A 13,858-nucleotide genomic window follows, 5' to 3' on the forward strand; every position below is an offset into this window, starting at 1 on the left:
ATCACCTAGAGCGTCAGCAGCATTCGGGTGTTGCCCAAGATGTTTGGCTTCACGTAGGACAGGTCGAGGAATTCGGCCACGCCGGTGTCATACGACCGGCACATCTCCTCGTAGACCTCCGCGGTGACCGGCGTGCCCTCAATCTCCTCGAACCCGTGCTTGCTGAAGAAGTCCACCTCGAACGTCAACACGAAGATGCGTTCGAGGTGCAGTTCGCGGGCCACATCGAGCAGCACCTCGACGATGCGGTGCCCGACGCCCTGGCCGCGCACCTTGGGATGCACCGCGACCGTGCGCACCTCGCCGAGGTCGGCCCACAGCACGTGCAGGGCGCCGCAACCGATCACCTCACCGTCGAGTTCGGCGACCCAGAACTCCTGCACGGCCTCGTACAGGTTCACGAGGTTCTTCTCGAGCAGGATCTTGCCGGCGTAGATGTCGACGAGCGCCTTGATTGCAGGCACATCCGACGTTCGCGCACGCCGGACCACAAGCCGGTCATCAGGCGCAGCGCTCACAGGTGCGAGGGTATCGGTTTGCCCAACCGATATTCTGTGGCGGTGTCGGGCCAACCTCATACCGATCCGGTGGTTCCGCGCGCGCGGGTGGCGAATCTCGCCAATGTGCTCACCGGCGTGCGGTTCGCGTTGGTTCCGGTCTTTCTCGTACTGCTTTTCGTCGGCGACGGCCATGAAACCTTCTGGCGGATAGCGGCTTTCATCGTCTTTGCGGTCGCGGTCATCACCGATCGGCTCGACGGCGCACTGGCGCGTAGCTACGGCATGGTCACCGAATTCGGCACGTTGGCCGATCCGATCGCGGACAAGGCGCTCATCGGCGCGGCCCTGATCGGGCTGTCGGTGCTCGGCGACCTGCCGTGGTGGGTGACGGTGGTGATTCTGGTGCGTGAGATCGGCATCACTGTCCTACGTTTCGTGGTGCTGCGTCACGGCGTCATCCCGGCCAGCCGCGGGGGCAAACTCAAGACTCTGGTGCAGGCTGTCGCGATCGGATTGTTCGTGCTGCCCTTGGAGAACTGGCCGGGCGCGTGGTTGGCGGTGGCCTGGGTGATCATGGGGGCGGCGATCGTCCTGACGGTGATCACCGGTGTCGATTACGTAGTTTCGGCGGTCAGGGATTCCCGTGGACGACCCACTGGTCAGTGATGACGCCCGTGCGTTGATCGCCGACCTGACGGTGCGCCGGCAGAGCGTGGCGACGGCGGAGTCGCTGACCGCGGGGCTGCTGGCCGCCACCCTGGCCGGCGTGCCCGGCGCGAGTGTGGTGCTGCGCGGCGGGCTGATCACCTACACCGAAGACACCAAGATCTCGCTGGCCGGCGTGCCGTCGCAGGTCCTGGATGCGGTCGGCCCCGTGGCGGCGCCCACCGCCCGCGCGCTGGCGGTCGGCGCCCAACAACGGTGCGCCGCGACGTGGGGCGTCGGGATCACCGGCGTCGCGGGCCCCGAACCGCACGGCGGTCACCCGGTGGGCACCGTCTTTCTCGGGCTGGCCGGCCCCGTGGACGCCGGAGTCACCGAGGTCGTCGAGCTGGAGTTGTCCGGCTCGCGGTGGGATATCCGCGTCGGCGCGGTCCGCGAGGCGATCGTGCGTCTGCGCAGGCTCGTCGAACAACAGTGATTTCGGTCGCGCGGGAACCAACGCGGCGTGCGGCAGCGTTGACGTAGGTAACCGATCCGGCCGACGAAGGAGGGTACGATGGCGGCATTGCTGCGCGAGGTGATCGGCGACGTGCTGCGCCGTGCCCGCACCGAGCAGGGGCGCACGTTGCGCGAGGTGTCCGATTCGGCCCGGGTCAGCCTGGGCTACCTCTCGGAGGTCGAACGCGGCCGCAAGGAGGCGTCCAGCGAACTGCTCAGCGCCATCTGCGGCGCCTTGGACGTGCCGCTGTCGCGCGTGCTCTCCGATGCCGGTGACGAACTGGCCCGCGAGGAACGCGCGGCCGCCGTTCCCGAGACGGTGAGCGCCGTGAATATCGACGCGAGCACCAAGGTCGTCATCCCGCCCGTGGTGTCGCTCGCGGTGGCTTAGTTCCGACGTGCGCCGTTCGATCTGGTGAATCACCTGCAAGGGGTGTGGTGAACTGCGCGAAAACCGATAAGTTGGCAGTACAGCAAGCGCACCAGCACAACGACACAAAGGCGGAGTGAACTCATGGCCAATCCGTTCGTCAAGGCGTGGAAGTACCTGATGGCGCTGTTCAGCTCGAAGGTCGACGAATACGCCGATCCGAAGGTGCAGATTCAGCAGGCCATCGAGGAGGCGCAGCGCCAGCACCAGGCGCTGACGCAGCAGGCCGCCCAGGTGATCGGCAACCAGCGCCAGCTGGAGATGCGGCTGAACCGGCAGCTCGCCGACATTGAGAAGCTTCAGGTCAACGTCCGTCAGGCGCTCACCCTGGCCGATCAGGCCACCGCCGCGGGTGACGCCGCCAAGGCCACCGAGTACAACAACGCTGCGGAGGCGTTCGCCGCTCAGCTGGTGACCGCGGAGCAGAGCGTCGAGGATCTCAAGGCCCTGCACGATCAGGCGTTGCAGGCGGCCGGCCAGGCGAAGAAGGCCGTCGAGCAGAACGCGATGATGCTGCAGCAGAAGATCGCCGAGCGCACCAAGCTGCTCAGCCAGCTCGAGCAGGCCAAGATGCAGGAGCAGGTCAGCGCCTCGTTGCGGTCGATGAGCGAGATCGCCGCCCCGGGCACCACGCCGAGCCTCGACGAGGTCCGCGAGAAGATCGAACGGCGCTACGCCAATGCGATGGGTTCGGCCGAGCTGGCGCAGAACTCGGTGCAGGGCCGGATGCTCGAGGTGCAGCAGTCGAGCGTGCAGATGGCCGGCCATTCGCGGCTGGAGCAGATCCGCGCGTCGATGCGCGGTGAGCAGTTGCCGGCCGGCGATGCCGCCAAGCCGGCCCCGGCCACTCCCGCCGCCAACCCGAGCACGGCGACTCCGGAAAAGCCACTCAACCAATAGGTTTCGTAGCGATGGCAGTGAATTCCCGGCCGGGTAGGCCCGAAGCGTGGCGGTCGCTGGTGCAGCGCGGCGTCGACACCGCTGCTGAGCTTTCGGACGTCGTGGCCGAAAAGCTCAATGCCGCAGCCGATCCGCGCGCCAAGCTGTTGCGTAAGCGGCGGTGGGCGCTGCGGCTGGGGTTGTTCTTCACGCTGGCGTGCGGGTTCTGGTTGTTGGTGACGGCCGTGTTGGCCGCGTGGAGCACGCCGTTCTGGGTGCTGATCATCACGGGGGCCATCGCCGCGGGCGCCGCGTTCCCGGCGACGTTGTTCTGGCTGCGCTATCGGTGGCTGCGGGCGACTCCGCTGCCGCCTGAGCGCTCCCGGGCGGGACGACGCCTGCCGCCGTGGGGATCGGCGGCGCGGCAGCCGATGGCCGCGCTGGTGGCCTCGGAGCGGGGACTGTTCTCACTGCTTGGAGTGATGGAGCGGGGCCGGATGCTGCCGGCCGACGAGCTGCGTGAGCTGACCGCGGCGGCCAACCAGACGGCGGCGACGATGGCGGCGACGGCCAACGAGGTGGTGTCGATGGAGAAGGCGATCGCCAACGCGCCGCATTCGCGATCGCATCTGGTGCCCACCATCAACGCGTTCACCGCACAGCTGAACAGTGGCGTGCGTCAGTACAACGAAATGGTCACCGCCGCAGCGCAATTGGTATCTGCGGCCAACAGCGGCCCGCTGTCAAGTTCACCGATGTCGCAGCGCTACCGCGACGAGTTGAGCAACGCGACCGATCGGCTGATGGGCTGGGCGCAGGCGTTTGACGAGTTGGGGCACCTGCGCGGCGCTTAGAACGCCGGCCGCAGTGACGGAAACACCGTCGCGGCGATGCCACGCGCGATGGCCTTGGTGACGTCGAACAAGTCGAAATAGTCGCGCCACAGCGTGATTCGGCCGTCGTGCACCTCGAACACCCCGCACACCCAGAACTGCAGCCGCAGCGGCCCGACGGTGAGCGCATCGGTGCGCTCGGTGAGCACTGTGGTGCCGTCGGCGGCGATCCGGTGGATCTTCACCTCGAAGCCCGCGCGGCCCGACATCGACCGGAACAGCCTCATGACGCGCTGACGTCCGTGCACCGTCGGCCATCCGACGTTCTGCCACACCAAGTTGTCGGCCACCGATGCTTCGACGGTGTCGAAGTCCTCGTCTTGCAGGGCGTTGAGGAATGTCTCGACGATGCGCGTGGTGTCGACAGCGGTGAGTTCGGAAGTCTGGTTGCTCATGGGTCCTCAGGGTAGTGGCGAGCGCTGTGGCAGGGTAGGCCCGATGCGCGTTGCGGTGGTTGCCGGGCCGGATCCCGGACATGCGTTTCCGGCCATCGCGCTGTGCCTGAAATTCCTGGCCGCGGGGTGGTCGCCGACGCTGCTGACGGGCGTGGAGTGGCTCGATTCCGCCCGCGCGGCGGGCGTGGACGCCGTGGAATTGCTGGGCCTGGACCCGACGGAACTCGACGATGACACCGACGCCGGCGCGAAGATCCACCAGCGGGCCGCGCGGATGGCAGTACTGAACGTGCCGCCGCTGCGCGAACTGGCACCGGATCTGGTGGTCTCGGATGTGATCACCGCGTGCGGCGGGCTGGCGGCCGAGCTGCTGGGATTGCCGTGGGTGGAGTTGAGCCCGCATCCGCTGTATCGGCCGTCGAAAGGGCTGCCGCCGCTGGGAAGCGGCCTGGCGCCGGGCGTGGGGCTGCGGGGGCGCCTGCGCGACTCGTTGATGCGTGCGCTGACGGCCCGATCGTGGCGTGAGGGACTGCGCCAGAGGTCCGTGGTTCGGGTCGAAATCGGTTTGCCCGCTGCGGATCCCGGGCCGCTGCGGCGACTGATCGCGACGCTGCCCGCACTGGAGGTGCCGCGGCCGGACTGGCCGTCGGAGGCGGTGGTGGTGGGCCCGCTGCATTTCGAGCCGACGTCGACGGTGCTGGACGTGCCAGCGGGTAGCGGCCCGGTGGTGGTGGTGGCGCCGTCGACGGCGATGACCGGTGCTCGTGGCCTGACCGAGCTGGCATTGGAGACGTTGACGCCGGGGGAGGTACTGCCCGAGGGGTCGCGGGTGGTGGTGTCGCGGCTGGGCGGCTCCGAGGTCTCGGTGCCGCCGTGGGCGACCGTCGGGCTGGGGCGGCAGGACGAGCTGCTGTCGCATGCCGACCTGGTGATCTGCGGTGGCGGCCACGGAATGGTGTCCAAGACCCTGCTTGCCGGGGTGCCGCTGGTGGTGGTGCCCGGCGGTGGCGACCAATGGGAGATCGCGAATCGCGTTGTGCGCCAAGGTAGTGCGCAGCTGGTGCGGCCGTTGACGGCGGCGGGGCTGGCGTCGGCGGTGTCGGAGGTGTTGGGCTCACCGCGATACCGGGAGGCGGCGCAGCGGGCGGGAGCCAGCGTGGCGGAGGTCGCCGATCCGGTACGGGTGTGCCGAGACGCGCTCGCGTAGGTTGGGTCGCGTGCGGCTGACGGAATTCCACGAGTTGGTGGAGGCGCAGTTCGGTCGTGTGCGCGGGGCATCGCTGTTGGTGGACCACGTTCTGACGGGGCTCGGCGGGCGCACCGCGGCGCAGGCGATCGAGGACGGCGTCGACCCACGCGATGTGTGGCGGGCACTGTGCGCGGACTTCGACGTACCCCGCGATCAGTGGTGACTTTTCCTGTTCGGGGAATAGGCGTATACCGGAGTTATGGGTCTCGGCGACCATCCGATGCGGACGCCGTTCTATGGCGTTCTGGTGGTGATCGCTGCAGTTCTGCTGGTGTGGCTGGTCGCGTCGGTTCTCACCGGATGGCATGCGGCTGTCGGGTACATCGTGGCGATACTCGTCGGCGGTGTCGGGTTCGTGATGACGCTGCGGGATTACGACGACTTTCCGCACTGGCGTCGCTGACCGTCGCGCTGATCGTGCGGTTTCATACGCGACGCGCCGGTGAGGGCGTATGAAAACGCACATTCGCGGCACGGCGGCGGAAACTCAGCCGCTCTGGCCCAGCAGTTGCGCGGTTTCCCGGTGTAGCCGGCCGAAGTTGTAGTACGCCGCGCAGGCGCCCTCGGGGGACACCATGCACGTGCCGATGGGCGTTTCGGGTGTGCAGGCCGTGCCGAACACCTTGCACTCCCAGGGCTTGATGACGCCCTTGAGAACCTCACCGCATTGGCACGCCTTGGGGTCGGCCACGCGGACGCCGGGCATCTCGAACTTCAGCTCGGCGTCGTATTCGGCGTAGTCGTGGTGGATCTTCAGCGCGCTCTGCGAGATGAACCCGAGCCCCCGCCACTCGAAGTGGGGGCGCAACTCGAACGTCTGCGCCATCAGCTTCAACGCCTGGGTGTTGCCCTCTGGGCGCACCACGCGGGTGTATTGGTTCTCCACTTCGCAGCGGCCGTCGCGGATCTGTGCCAGCAGCATGTGTACCGACGCGAGGATGTCGAGCGGTTCAAACCCCGCGACGACCATCGGTTTGCCGTACACCTCGGGCACGAATCGGTACGGCCGCAACCCCACCACGGTGGAAACGTGGCCCGGGCCGAGGAACCCGTCGAGGCGCAGATCTGGTGACTCGAGAATGGCCTTGATCGGCGGCACGATGGTGACGTGGTTGCAGAACACACTGAAGTTCGTCACGCCCAGCATGCGCGCCCGCACCAGCGTCACGGCCGTTGACGGTGCGGTCGTTTCGAACCCGACCGCGAAGAACACCACGTGCCGGTCGGGGTTGTCCAGCGCAACCTTGAGGGCGTCGAGCGGGGAGTAGACGAAGCGCACATCCGCCCCGCGCGCCTTGGCCTCGATGAGATTGCCGTTGGACCCCGGCACCCGCATCATGTCCCCGAACGTCGTGAAGATGATGCCGGGTTGCTCGGCCAGCCACATTGCGTCGTCCACCCGGCCCATCGGGATCACGCACACCGGACAGCCGGGTCCGTGCACCAACTCGATAGCTTCGGGCAGCAGGTGCTCGATGCCATGACGGTAGATCGTGTGCGTGTGACCGCCGCACACCTCCATGAATTTGAACTCGGCGTCGCCCGCCAGCTCGGTGATCGACTTGACCAGGGCGCGTGCCGCCGCCGGATCGCGGAATTCGTCGACAAACTTCATGGCTCACACCCTCATGCGATTTCGGACTCGTTGAATGCGTCGATCTCCTGCTGGTAGTTCTCGCCCATCTTCTGCACCTGATCCAGGGTCAGTTTGGCCTCGAGTTCATCGATCTTGGCCATCGCGAATCCAACGTGCACCAGCACCCAGTCGCCGACTTGCAGGTTGTCGTCGGCCAGTAACCGCACGCTGATGTTTCTGCGCACACCGTTGACGTCAACCTTGGCCAGGTATTGCTCGGCGTCGACGATGTCGACCACCTGGCCGGGGATCCCCAGACACATCGTGGTTCTCCTCTCGAGTCTCAGCAGATCCGCGGCAGCGGGTCGCCAACGAGCATGTCGACAATTCGGCTGCCGCCGAAGGAAGTACGCAGTGCGACGATGCCCGGTGGTTCCGGCACGATCTCACCGACGACGGCCGCGCGATTACCTTGCGGATGAGTGCGCAGAGCGGAAACAGCCGCCTCAACCTCGTCGGGCGCGACGATCGCGACGAATTTGCCTTCGTTCGCGACGTACAAGGGGTCGATGCCGAGCATGTCGCAGGCGCCCAACACCTGCGGTTCGACGGGAAGGCGGTCCTCGTCCAGGATCACCGCGAACGGGGAGTCCTTGACCAGTTCGTTGCACACCGTCCCGACGCCGCCGCGGGTGGCATCGCGCATCCAGCGTGTCGACGGCGCCGCCTCGAGCAGGGCCTCGACCAGCGCATTGACCGGTGCGGTGTCCGAGGCGATGTCGGCGTCGATGGCGAGGTCGCCGCGGGCCAACATGACCGCCATCCCGTGCTCGCCGATCGTGCCCGACAGCAGCACTTTGTCCCCGGGCTGCACCCGGTCGCGGGCCAGCCGCCTGCCCTCTGGAATCAATCCCACACCGGTAGTGCAGATGTACACGCCGTCCGCGGCACCTTTGCCGACGACCTTGGTGTCGCCGGTGACGATCTGCACCCCGGCCCGGGCAGCGGCCTCGCTCATATCGGCGACGATCTCGCGGAGTTCGGCGATTCCGAAGCCCTCCTCGATGACGAATCCCGCCGATAACCACTGGGGCCGGGCCCCGGACACCGCGAGGTCGTTGATCGTTCCGTGCACCGCGACCTGTCCGATGGATCCGCCCGGAAAACGCAGCGGCTGAACAACATACGAGTCGGTGGAGAAAGCGAGCCGCTCGCCCGACGGTAGGGGCAACACGGCGGCGTCACCGAGCTGTTCGAGTTCGGAGTTGCGGAACGCTTCGAGGAACACGGCATCAACGAGCGCCGCAGACGACTTCCCGCCCGCGCCGTGCGCCAGGGTCACCACGTCGTCTAGCAGCCGCGGGCGTCGTTGCCGGAACTTGTCGATGCGTTCCAGCACCCGGTCTTCGCGGTCGGCGGCGGTGGTGCTCATGATGCTTTCCGTGCCCGGGCCATGTGCTCCTGCGTCACCGACCAGAGCCGGTACCCGAGCATCGCGTGGCTTTCCTGGATGCGGTGGATGCTTTGGCTGTGCACGGTGAAGCAATAGTCGAGATCCTCGGCCGCGGCCATCCGCCCGCCGTCGTGGCCGGAGAACCCGATGGTCAGCACACCCCGATGATTGGCCTCGGTGATTGCCGTCATGAGGTCCTCGGAGTTGCCCGATGTCGACAACGCGATCGCGACGTCGCGGTCGCGGGCGTGGGCGATGATCTGCCGTTTGAAGATCAGCTCAAAGCCGACGTCGTTGCCCAGGGCGGTCACCACCGCCTCGTCGGCCGCCAGCGACCACGCCGCGACGGGGCGCCCTCGCGCCGGACGGCTGAACAGTGACGCCAGCGTCGCCGCGTCGGTGGAGCTGCCGCCGTTGCCCAACGTGTAGAGCCGGCCACCGCGCAGGAACCTCTCGGCCATTTTGATGCCAGCCTCGGTCAATGCCGGCCCGTACTCGTCCAACGATTCTCGTTGCAGGCGGGCACTTTCGGCGGCCTTGCTGCGGGCCGACGCGGCAAGGTCCTCGAGCAGACTCTTCGCGTCGGTCTCCTCGGACTCGATGAAGGGGTACAGAAAGCCGGTGCTCTCCTCGTGAGTTGTCATCGGTTCACCTTCCGGTGTCGTCAAGACGCGAGATCGCCGCGCCCGCGTGCACCAGGACGAGGTCATTTGGTGTCACGTCGCCGATCAGGCTGACATCGACCGATTCCTCGCCGGTCGCGGTGCGGACCAGCGCCCGATTATTCGCGTCGGCGGGTTCGAGAATGACCTCGGCGAGCCGACCTTCGTCGCTGCAGGTCACGCAGGCGTCGCCCTCCGCTTGCGGCTTGAGCAGTCCGGGGTGCTCGAAGCAGACGTGGGTGAGCTCCCACAGCAGGTGATACAGCAGCACGAACCGTCCGGTGGCCGGCACCATCGGATCGTCCGAGTCGACCCACAGGATGTGGTTCGCCGCGCCGGCCGGTGGTCGGGGGCCAGAGCCGATCCACAGTGTCAAGGCCCCCCATGCCGGTGCCCGTCGCATGGCGTCCACCACCGCCGGTTGGTCGGCCGAAGCCACCGCCATTAGCAGGTCACCGGGCTGGCAGGCCACCCGCGCCTGTGCCACCGGATCCGGTTCTACGAGCGCAACCGATGGCAGCGCCCGTTTGCCCATGATCACCGGATGGACGAATTCGACGGCGACGTGGTGGGCGTGCGGTTCCCATTGGGGAGACATCACCCACAGGGTGGCGCCGTCATGGAACCTGCGGGCCAGGTCCAGGGCTGCCGACGCTAGGTCGGCGGCCAGATCGGTGTCGACGAAGGACGTACTCGGCTGTGCAGTGACGGTCATTTCGACCTCCTATCAACCAGTGTGCTCCGCGTTGGGTGCGACGTCACCGCATTCGCCACCGGTCGCCGGGCGGCGTTGACCAGATCCAGCGTCGCCTGGGTGGCCGCGGCCAATTCGGAGCTCTGCGCGCCGGTGAGCACGTCGCAGATCCAGTCCCAGTGGGCGGACACCGTGTCGCCAGGTGTGGGCGCGGCGATCAGCGCCACCCCGTCCTTGCTCCATCGCACGCGTTCGGTCGTGGCCGCGCCGAGATCCAGCAGGCCGGCGTCGTAGGTGAGCGGCCGAGAGGTGATCACGACGTGCTCGCTATCGATGGATTCAACTGTGCCCCAACGTATTCGGCAGTCCTGCAGTACGCGAAGCGCCGTCGTGGCGTCCCGGTCGAGAAACCGCACCCACGGATAAACCACGAAAACGTGGAAGCTGTGATGCGCCAGCGCGCCCGCCGACTCGACCAGTTCGTCGAGCAACCCCGTGGCTTGACCCTTGAATGCCCTTCTCAGGGCGTCTAACAAGGTTGCGGGGTCGACCCGGTCCAATAGGGGTCCGCCCACCCAGTAGCTGCGCACCACGTCGGCGCTCAGCGGATCCGAGCCGGCCGCATCCGCGATCGCCCGCAGGTAGGGCCAGGCGCCGTCGAATTCCCTTGCATGGCTGGCCACTTCGGTCGGTGTGTCGACGCCAAGAGTCGGCCCGCAGTACCCAAGCTCATTGGGCGGGTAGGCATATCGGCCGAATAACGCTTGTCCGGCGGGAAGTGGTTGGATAGGCAGTGCGGTCATCGTGCTACCCCGCATTCCCCACCATTAGCTGACCCAGGGCGATGCCGCCGTCATTCGGTGGTACATGCCGATGGGTGATCACTTGAAAACCTTTGGCCCGTAGGCCGACTAGCGCCAGCCGCAGCAGCAGCGCGTTTTGGAACACGCCGCCCGACAATGCGACCTTCTGTTTGGTCACGCCTTCGGCGGCGGCCAGTTCGACGATCAATTCGGCCACGGCGCGGTGGAACCGCGCGCCGATCACCCCCGCCGGCACGCCCGCGCGCAGATCGCCGATGACAGCGGCGAGGACCGGCGCCGGGTCGATGCCCTCCGGTAGTTGGCCGGTCTCGACGTCGAAGCGGTAATGGGTCGCGCCGGGATCGGCATCGCGCGACAGGCCCTCCAGTTCGATTGCGGCCTGGGCTTCGTATGCGACCACTTGCCGGACGCCGACCAACGCTGCCACCGCGTCGAAGAGCCGGCCCATGCTGGACGTTGGTGCGCAGCCGAATCCGGTCTTCAGCTGATGCTCCAGCGCTTGACGCTCATCGATCGGGCACGCCTGCACCGGCACCAGGTCGGCATCCCACGGCAGACCGGCCGCCCACAAGTGCGAAAGTGCCATCCGGTATGGCCGCAACACGCTGATGTCGCCACCTGCCAGCGGCACGTATTTGAGTTGGGCCAGGCGCTGATAGCTCTTGTAGTCGGCGAGCAGGACCTCGCCACCCCAGACCGCACCGTCGGGACCGTAACCCGTTCCGTCGAAGGCGAATCCGAGCACCTGTTGCGAACCGTCCAATCCGTGCTCGGCCATGAGCGCCGCGATATGCGCGTGGTGGTGCTGCACTGATCGCACCGGCCGGTCGCCCGCGTTTCGGTGGGCCCAGGCGGCGGAGCGGTAGCCCGGATGAGTGTCTGCCACAACGATTTCCGGGTTCACACCGGTCAACGCTTCGAGGTGCTGCTCGGCCCGCCCGAATGCGGCCAGGGTGGCGAGATCGTCCATGTCGCCGATGTGCTGGCTCAGCCAGGCGTACTTGCCCTCGGCGACGGCCAGTGTGTTCTTCAGATCTGCGCCCACCGCCAGCGTCGGCGGTACCGGCACTGGAAGCGCCACCGGCAGCGGTGCGTAGCCGCGGGAGCGGCGGATCGGCAGCTCGGCACCGTCGAGCACCCGCACGACCGAGTCGTCGCACGGCACCAGGATCGCCCGGTTGTGCATCAGCCAGCCGTCCGCTAGGTGGGCGAGCCGGTGCAGCGCGTCGTCGTCGGTGAAGCAGATCGGCTCGCCGCCCAAATTGCCGGAGGTCATCACCAGCACAGGCGGTCCGGGTGCGTCACCGGGCAGGCCAAACAGCAAGGCGTGCAGGGGCGTGTAGGCCAGCATGACACCCAGATCGGGATTGTGCGGTGCCACTGCATCGGCCACGGGCGCTGCCGGGAGTCGTGGCATCAGCACGATCGGCCGTTGTGGGCCGGACAGCACGCGCGCGGCCGCCTCGTCGACGTCGGTGATGCAGCGGGCCGTGGACAGATCGGGCACCATGACTGCAAACGGCTTGTCGCCACGCCGCTTTCGCTGCCGTAGTTCGGCGACAGCGCGTTCGTTGGCGGCGTCGCAGGCCAGGTGATACCCGCCGATACCTTTGACCGCGAGAATGCCGCCGTCGCGGAGCAGCGTTCGCGCCTGGTGTAACCCCGACTCGCCCTGGGTGACGTGGCCTCCGTCATCCCGGTAGCTCGGCGTCGGCCCACAATTCGGGCAACACACGGGTTGGGCGTGGAACCGTCGGTCGGCGGGGTCGGCGTACTCGCGCGCGCACTCGGTGCACATCGTGAAGGCGGCCATCGTGGTGGCGCCGCGGTCGTAGGGCAGTGATTCGATGATGGTGAACCGCGGTCCGCAGTTGGTGCAGTTGACGAACGCGTGCCGGTAGCGCCGGTTGGCCGGGTCCCGTTGTTCGGCTGCACACTCTGCGCACATCGCGACATCCGCGGAGGCCAGCGTGCGGCCGCCAGTGCTACGAGTGGTGTCGGTGATCGCGAACCCGGTGCCACCGACACACGGAATAACCTCGGTGTCAACGGTTTCGATCACCGCCAGCGGAGGAGCGTCGTCGTGCAGCCGGGCGAGAAAAGTGCCCACCGCGTCGTCGTCGCCCTCGACCTCGATCACTGCGCCGTTGCTGTCGTTGCGCACGCAGCCGGCCAGCCCCAGCCCGGCGGCGGTGGTGTAGACGAACGGCCGAAAGCCGACGCCCTGCACCACACCGCGCACACAGATCCGTAACCTGCGCCGGGTCATCATGGTGGCGCTTCTGCGTTATCGTCGCGGCCCAGCAGTTGCAGACCGGCCATCGCGGCGTCGGCGCCTGCCTTGTCGGTCTTTTCGACCACGAAGCCCATGTGGATGATCACCCAATCTCCTGAGGCGAAGGTCTCCTCGGGCAGCATGCCGACGTTGACCTTGCGCTCCTGTCCGGCGACGTCGACCAGCGCAAGTTGGCCGCCATATCCGTCCAGCACCCGCACCACCCGCCCGGGGATTCCCAGACACATCGCTCAGCCCACCTGTTCCGACGTCAACAGTTGCGCCACCACGTCCTCGATCGCTTGCACCGCATCGGGTACGGCCGACGCGACAGGGTCGGACAGTCCGATGCCCTCATCGACGTTCGCCGCCTCGCAGCCGACCACCACGGTGTACGGCGGTGTGCCGCCAAGCGCATTGAGGCTGGCGAATACCGCCGCGGGATCCATGGCGTGCGCGTCCAGAGCCACTGTGGCCGACAGGCTTTCGTGGTCGGCCTGGAAGACGTGCAGTGCTCCCGGCGAGCCGCGGCTGGGCAGCGCGTCGACGAGTACCAGGGCGTCCCAGCCGTCGAGGAGGTCGTAGGCCAGGTGCATACCCCGAATACCGTAGTCCCGCAGCCGAACCCGTTCGCTCGCTAGCCGCTGCGGCATATGCCGCAGCACCTCGGGGCCGAACCCGTCGTCGCCGAGGAAGATGTTGCCGATGCCGGCTACCAGAATTCTGGACGTAGTCACACCTGCCGAGCTACATTCGCCGCATCTTCAGATAGCGCCGGGCATCCGGGATCGACCGGATCCCGATATACGCTCCCGCGATCACGACGACCGCGGCGATACCGACGGCTACCCAGCCCACTGCTTCCAT

At 67.2% G+C, this 13,858-nt stretch carries 20 protein-coding genes; 8 read left to right on the plus strand and 12 right to left on the minus strand.

Annotation, left to right across the window (positions count from 1 at the left end; genetic code table 11):
- Positions 1–5: 5 nt before the first annotated feature.
- Positions 6–491, minus strand: coding sequence for an amino-acid N-acetyltransferase (locus CWS39_RS08495; RefSeq protein ID WP_431306103.1), 486 nt, complete (start codon positions 489–491; stop codon positions 6–8).
- Positions 492–560: 69 nt separating this feature from the next.
- Here CWS39_RS08495 and pgsA point away from each other — a divergent pair, with 69 nt between their 5' ends.
- The 5 genes from pgsA (at position 561) to pspM (ending at position 3,824) form a co-directional block, all read left to right on the plus strand.
- On the plus strand, positions 561–1,166 hold the full coding sequence (gene pgsA / locus CWS39_RS08500; protein WP_102142598.1) for a CDP-diacylglycerol--glycerol-3-phosphate 3-phosphatidyltransferase: 606 nt from the start codon (positions 561–563) through the stop codon (positions 1,164–1,166).
- Positions 1,144–1,641, plus strand: a complete 498-nt coding sequence (locus tag CWS39_RS08505; RefSeq protein ID WP_102142478.1) for a CinA family protein — start codon at positions 1,144–1,146, stop codon at positions 1,639–1,641. Before pgsA ends, CWS39_RS08505 begins: the two co-directional genes overlap by 23 nt.
- A 78-nt stretch (positions 1,642–1,719) precedes the next feature.
- Positions 1,720–2,052, plus strand: a complete 333-nt coding sequence (gene clgR, locus CWS39_RS08510) for a transcriptional regulator ClgR (protein WP_102142479.1) — start codon at positions 1,720–1,722, stop codon at positions 2,050–2,052.
- 123 nt (positions 2,053–2,175) lie between these two features.
- A complete protein-coding gene (pspA, locus tag CWS39_RS08515; protein ID WP_102142480.1) occupies positions 2,176–2,991 on the plus strand; it encodes a phage shock protein PspA in 816 nt (271 codons plus the stop codon).
- Positions 2,992–3,002: 11 nt separating this feature from the next.
- On the plus strand, positions 3,003–3,824 hold the full coding sequence (gene pspM / locus CWS39_RS08520) for a phage shock envelope stress response protein PspM (protein ID WP_199178011.1): 822 nt from the start codon (positions 3,003–3,005) through the stop codon (positions 3,822–3,824).
- On the opposite strand, the gene CWS39_RS08525 is transcribed toward pspM, so the two are convergent.
- Positions 3,821–4,258 (minus strand): limonene-1,2-epoxide hydrolase family protein, encoded by a 438-nt coding sequence (locus CWS39_RS08525; protein ID WP_102142481.1) that lies wholly within the window; start codon positions 4,256–4,258, stop codon positions 3,821–3,823. The two genes, pspM and CWS39_RS08525, sit on opposite strands and share 4 nt — an antisense overlap.
- Positions 4,259–4,301: 43 nt before the next feature.
- On the opposite strand from CWS39_RS08525, the gene CWS39_RS08530 reads away from it, so the two are divergent.
- Genes CWS39_RS08530 through CWS39_RS08540 form a run of 3 tightly spaced genes read left to right on the plus strand, consistent with a single transcriptional unit; the run spans position 4,302 to position 5,910 of the window.
- A complete protein-coding gene (locus CWS39_RS08530) occupies positions 4,302–5,465 on the plus strand; it encodes a glycosyltransferase (RefSeq protein ID WP_102142482.1) in 1,164 nt (387 codons plus the stop codon).
- Positions 5,466–5,475: 10 nt separating this feature from the next.
- Positions 5,476–5,670 carry a DUF3046 domain-containing protein gene (locus tag CWS39_RS08535; RefSeq protein ID WP_102142600.1) on the plus strand — a complete coding sequence of 65 codons (195 nt, stop codon included), beginning with the start codon at positions 5,476–5,478 and terminating at the stop codon, positions 5,668–5,670.
- 36 nt (positions 5,671–5,706) lie between these two features.
- Complete coding sequence (locus CWS39_RS08540; RefSeq protein WP_102142483.1) at positions 5,707–5,910, plus strand: hypothetical protein; 204 nt, start codon at positions 5,707–5,709, stop codon at positions 5,908–5,910.
- Between the two features lie 84 nt (positions 5,911–5,994).
- On the opposite strand, the gene hypD is transcribed toward CWS39_RS08540, so the two are convergent.
- Genes hypD through CWS39_RS30265 form a run of 10 tightly spaced genes read right to left on the minus strand, consistent with a single transcriptional unit; the run spans position 5,995 to position 13,858 of the window.
- Entirely contained in the window at positions 5,995–7,122 is a 1,128-nt protein-coding gene (gene hypD, locus CWS39_RS08545; RefSeq protein WP_102142484.1) for a hydrogenase formation protein HypD, read from the minus strand.
- A gap of 11 nt (positions 7,123–7,133) precedes the next feature.
- On the minus strand, positions 7,134–7,406 hold the full coding sequence (locus CWS39_RS08550; RefSeq protein ID WP_102142485.1) for a HypC/HybG/HupF family hydrogenase formation chaperone: 273 nt from the start codon (positions 7,404–7,406) through the stop codon (positions 7,134–7,136).
- A gap of 20 nt (positions 7,407–7,426) precedes the next feature.
- Positions 7,427–8,515, minus strand: coding sequence for a hydrogenase expression/formation protein HypE (hypE, locus tag CWS39_RS08555; RefSeq protein WP_102142486.1), 1,089 nt, complete (start codon positions 8,513–8,515; stop codon positions 7,427–7,429).
- Positions 8,512–9,180: a D-sedoheptulose-7-phosphate isomerase gene (locus CWS39_RS08560; RefSeq protein WP_102142487.1), complete on the minus strand. Its 669-nt coding sequence runs from the start codon at positions 9,178–9,180 to the stop codon at positions 8,512–8,514. Before CWS39_RS08560 ends, hypE begins: the two co-directional genes overlap by 4 nt.
- Positions 9,181–9,184: 4 nt before the next feature.
- Positions 9,185–9,913, minus strand: coding sequence for a HypC/HybG/HupF family hydrogenase formation chaperone (locus tag CWS39_RS08565; protein ID WP_102142488.1), 729 nt, complete (start codon positions 9,911–9,913; stop codon positions 9,185–9,187).
- Complete coding sequence (locus CWS39_RS08570) at positions 9,910–10,695, minus strand: DUF6390 family protein (RefSeq protein WP_102142601.1); 786 nt, start codon at positions 10,693–10,695, stop codon at positions 9,910–9,912. The genes CWS39_RS08565 and CWS39_RS08570 overlap by 4 nt, the downstream gene beginning before the upstream one ends.
- A gap of 4 nt (positions 10,696–10,699) precedes the next feature.
- Positions 10,700–12,988, minus strand: a complete 2,289-nt coding sequence (gene hypF, locus CWS39_RS08575) for a carbamoyltransferase HypF (RefSeq protein ID WP_102142489.1) — start codon at positions 12,986–12,988, stop codon at positions 10,700–10,702.
- Entirely contained in the window at positions 12,985–13,239 is a 255-nt protein-coding gene (locus CWS39_RS08580) for a HypC/HybG/HupF family hydrogenase formation chaperone (protein ID WP_102142490.1), read from the minus strand. Before CWS39_RS08580 ends, hypF begins: the two co-directional genes overlap by 4 nt.
- Positions 13,240–13,242: 3 nt before the next feature.
- Positions 13,243–13,728 (minus strand): hydrogenase maturation protease, encoded by a 486-nt coding sequence (locus CWS39_RS08585; RefSeq protein WP_102142491.1) that lies wholly within the window; start codon positions 13,726–13,728, stop codon positions 13,243–13,245.
- A gap of 10 nt (positions 13,729–13,738) precedes the next feature.
- Positions 13,739–13,858 carry a DUF6893 family small protein gene (locus CWS39_RS30265; protein ID WP_431306100.1) on the minus strand — a complete coding sequence of 40 codons (120 nt, stop codon included), beginning with the start codon at positions 13,856–13,858 and terminating at the stop codon, positions 13,739–13,741.

Origin of the sequence: Mycobacterium hubeiense, assembly GCF_002838065.1 — a bacterium.
GTDB lineage: Bacteria > Actinomycetota > Actinomycetes > Mycobacteriales > Mycobacteriaceae > Mycobacterium > Mycobacterium hubeiense.

Bases quoted from the DNA above. Each gene is read 5' to 3' on its own strand.
- clgR (WP_102142479.1), top strand. From the start codon at position 1,720: ATGGCGGCATTGCTGCGCGAGGTGATCGGCGACGTGCTGCGCCGTGCC.
- pspA (WP_102142480.1), top strand. From the start codon at position 2,176: ATGGCCAATCCGTTCGTCAAGGCGTGGAAGTACCTGATGGCGCTGTTC.
- pspM (WP_199178011.1), top strand. From the start codon at position 3,003: ATGGCAGTGAATTCCCGGCCGGGTAGGCCCGAAGCGTGGCGGTCGCTG.
- CWS39_RS08525 (WP_102142481.1), bottom strand. From the start codon at position 4,258: ATGAGCAACCAGACTTCCGAACTCACCGCTGTCGACACCACGCGCATC.
- CWS39_RS08530 (WP_102142482.1), top strand. From the start codon at position 4,302: ATGCGCGTTGCGGTGGTTGCCGGGCCGGATCCCGGACATGCGTTTCCG.
- CWS39_RS08540 (WP_102142483.1), top strand. From the start codon at position 5,707: ATGGGTCTCGGCGACCATCCGATGCGGACGCCGTTCTATGGCGTTCTG.
- hypD (WP_102142484.1), bottom strand. From the start codon at position 7,122: ATGAAGTTTGTCGACGAATTCCGCGATCCGGCGGCGGCACGCGCCCTG.
- CWS39_RS08550 (WP_102142485.1), bottom strand. From the start codon at position 7,406: ATGTGTCTGGGGATCCCCGGCCAGGTGGTCGACATCGTCGACGCCGAG.
- hypE (WP_102142486.1), bottom strand. From the start codon at position 8,515: ATGAGCACCACCGCCGCCGACCGCGAAGACCGGGTGCTGGAACGCATC.
- CWS39_RS08560 (WP_102142487.1), bottom strand. From the start codon at position 9,180: ATGACAACTCACGAGGAGAGCACCGGCTTTCTGTACCCCTTCATCGAG.
- CWS39_RS08565 (WP_102142488.1), bottom strand. From the start codon at position 9,913: ATGACCGTCACTGCACAGCCGAGTACGTCCTTCGTCGACACCGATCTG.
- CWS39_RS08570 (WP_102142601.1), bottom strand. From the start codon at position 10,695: ATGACCGCACTGCCTATCCAACCACTTCCCGCCGGACAAGCGTTATTC.
- hypF (WP_102142489.1), bottom strand. From the start codon at position 12,988: ATGATGACCCGGCGCAGGTTACGGATCTGTGTGCGCGGTGTGGTGCAG.
- CWS39_RS08580 (WP_102142490.1), bottom strand. From the start codon at position 13,239: ATGTGTCTGGGAATCCCCGGGCGGGTGGTGCGGGTGCTGGACGGATAT.
- CWS39_RS30265 (WP_431306100.1), bottom strand. From the start codon at position 13,858: ATGGAAGCAGTGGGCTGGGTAGCCGTCGGTATCGCCGCGGTCGTCGTG.